At 63.2% G+C, this 2,926-nt stretch carries 2 protein-coding genes; one reads left to right on the top strand and one right to left on the bottom strand.

Annotated elements, in window-relative coordinates; genetic code table 11:
* Positions 1-355: 355 nt before the first annotated feature.
* Positions 356-1,915: a phosphoethanolamine--lipid A transferase EptA gene (gene eptA / locus DBR23_RS15440; protein WP_067513285.1), complete on the top strand. Its 1,560-nt coding sequence runs from the start codon at positions 356-358 to the stop codon at positions 1,913-1,915.
* Here the strand turns inward: eptA and DBR23_RS15435 are convergent.
* Positions 1,897-2,790, bottom strand: coding sequence for a phosphatase PAP2 family protein (locus DBR23_RS15435; protein ID WP_082763155.1), 894 nt, complete (start codon positions 2,788-2,790; stop codon positions 1,897-1,899). The genes eptA and DBR23_RS15435 overlap by 19 nt on opposite strands.
* Between the last annotated feature and the right edge of the window lie 136 nt (positions 2,791-2,926).

Here is a 2,926-nt window from a genome sequence, read left to right as displayed (position 1 = left end):
TCAGGTCCTGATACCGTCGGGCGCAACGGCTGAGTAAACGCGCTACCGCCAGCTCTTCGCAATTTCGGGATGCCGTCCTACCACCCAGGAAGTGCGTTGCGCGGTCGTAGCGTGCCCCTGTATTCTTGCCATCTGCTCTCTTTGCTTTAATTTCACCATCACAGCAAGGGATACAGGCCCCCGCATCAAAGATGCCGCTGAGGGCGCATGTTTTTGTGGCCTAAATCGTGGGGTTGAACATCAGCCTGGAAAGTTTCCTGAAGTCATGACTCAGAGTTCAGAGCCCGCGACGCCCACCCGGGGGCACCTTACCAGGACGCTACGGGCCGCGGCTCGTCGGCCGCGCCCTGATGCCGTGCTGCTGGTCGCGATAATCGCGCTGCTCAACGCGGCGATTTATCAGGCTCCCCTGTACGGTTATGCGGCCGCAAGGCAAGACACGCTCAGCTTCAGCGGCGCATTGACCTTGGGGACGCTCTATGTGGTAGTGGCGTTCGTCACCGCCACCCTGCTGGCGCTTGCCGGCCTCGTCTCGCAACGACTGCTCAAACCGCTGTGCATGGCTGGCGCCATCCTGAACGCTTGCGCGCTGTATTTCATCCAGACGTACGGTGTGCTGCTGGACAAAACCATGATGGGGAACGTGGTGAACACCGACTTGGCCGAGGCTTGGTCTCTATGGCATCCAAAGCTGCTGCTCTACGTGGCCGTCTTCGGGCTGGTTCCATGCGTGCTTTTAGCTCGGATTGACTTGCGCCCCGTGCGCCGCGTCCGCCTTGCCGTATTCGCGCTGGTGGCGGTGGTGGGCGGCCTGGGCTGGATCTATGCTGCTTCAAGCACCTGGCTATGGATCGACAAACACGCGCGGTCACTCGGCGGAATGATCCTGCCATGGTCGTACACGATCAATCTCGCACGGTACCAAACGGCAAAGTGGGCGGCTGAGCGGCAAGCGGATCCCCTGCCCGACGCCACTTTCGGCAGTGACGAAAAAACGGTCGTGATGCTCGTGATCGGCGAATCGGCGCGGGCCCGAAACTTTTCGTTGTACGGCTATGGGCGTGCGACGAATCCGCAGCTGGCAGTCTCAGGTGCCGTGGCCCTGTCGAACACCTCAGCCTGCGCCACCTACACCACGGAAGCGGTGCTTTGCATTCTTTCGCACGACGACCCGGGTTTGCGGCTGGCCGGCTCCAAGGAGCTGCTGCCCAGTTACCTGCAGCGTCATGGCATCGACGTGTTCTGGCGCAGCAACAATTGGGGTGAGCCACCCATGCGCGTGGCGAGCTATGAGCGCGCGAAAGATCTGGAGGCGGGCTGCGTCGGAAGCCTTTGTACGCAGGACGACCTGCTGCTGCAAGGGCTGGAGCAGCGGATACGGAGCTCGCAGCGCGGCAAGGTCTTCGTCGTACTGCATCAGAGCGGCAGCCACGGCCCTGCATACGCCGCCAAGGTCCCGCCGTCTTTTGAGGTCTTTCGGCCGGTGTGCAAGTCGGTCGAGCTCGATCGCTGCACCCCCGAATCACTCGTCAATGCCTACGACAACACGATCCTCTACACCGATCACGTTGTGGCGCGCGCGATCCGGCTGCTGCAAGGACTGGACGGCATCCCCTCGACCCTGCTCTATATCTCTGATCATGGCGAGTCGCTCGGCGAGAACGGCCTCTACCTGCACGGCACGCCGATCGCGTTGGCACCTGACGTCCAGAAGGAGGTGCCGTTCCTTGTCTGGATGTCTGAATCCTTCAAGCGTCGCAAGCAAATAGACGAGGCACGCCTGGCGCGCGGCACCGCGCACTCCCAGGCCAATATCTTCCACAGCGTGATGGGCGCCTTCGACATGCGCGGCGGTGTGTATGCCAAGCGACTGGACATCTACGCCATCGGCGCACCTCAGTCAGACGGCCGTTGAAGAGATGTTCCGCGGCAGGTTCCGGCCGCCGCCTGGTTGGGGCGGCGGATCAACAGCGCGAACCCGGCAACAAGGCCGCACAACCCGGACAGTGCCAGGATGGCTGCGTTGCCGTTCGCCCGATGCGCCTGAAGCAGCAGCAGCAAACCCCACACACAGAGGAACGCGCCGGCTGCCTGGCGCCCCTTTCCGACCAGGAGCCAGCGCCACCAACCGGTCCGGCGGGCCAGAGCGGCACCGCTCAGTCCGGCGAGCCAACCGCCTGCGCCACCAGCCAATACATCGGCCAGCCAATGCGCGCCCACCGCGACGCGCGAGAGCGCGATCATCAGCGCAACCGTCACACCGGCAGCGAGCAGCAGTCTGGCGCGGCTCGTGCGCGGCGATGGCAGCAAAGTAGCGAGAACCGCCGCGGCCGCCGCGAACACCGTGATGCTGTGGCCGGAAGGAAAACTGTTGTAGCGCAAGGCCTCCCCGATGAGTGTGAATGACGACGCATCGAGAACGGCCGCTGGGCGGGCCACAGCGGACCAATGCTTGCCCAGCACGGACATCAGCGCTGCTGTAGGCACCGATGCGACGACGGCGGCCCAGGCCTGCGGCTTGCGCAGCGTCAGGAGCGCCAACGCCGGCATCAGGACTGCCGCGTCTCCCAACCCAGTCAGACCGTACCAGAACCATGCAGGGAGGATCGTGGAGCCCCCGTTTACCGCCAGGAACGCCATCTGTTGGGCCGGGCAAGCCGACAGGTGTGCGACGCCTCCATCCCAAAGGATGACGCCGCCGAGCATAGCCAGGAGAGTGAGGGCAGGAAACGACCAGGCCTGCCATTGGTGAGCAGTCCAACCCATCTCTGGTCGAGTCGTGCGATTCATCGTTGGATTTAAGGAACGAAGGGCCGGGTCACCGCAAAGCGCCTCAGGGAAGTGATGGAGTCCTTCGACGTTGATGCACAGGAGCGTTGATGCAGCCACTCACCCCTCTTCTTGGCCATTTGTCCACTAGCGCATT

It is taken from the genome of Acidovorax sp. HMWF018, assembly GCF_003061035.1.
GTDB classification, from domain to species: Bacteria; Pseudomonadota; Gammaproteobacteria; order Burkholderiales; family Burkholderiaceae_C; genus Acidovorax; species Acidovorax delafieldii.
The sequence above is the reverse complement of the archived record's forward strand: the minus strand, read 5'-3'. Positions and strand labels throughout refer to the sequence as shown.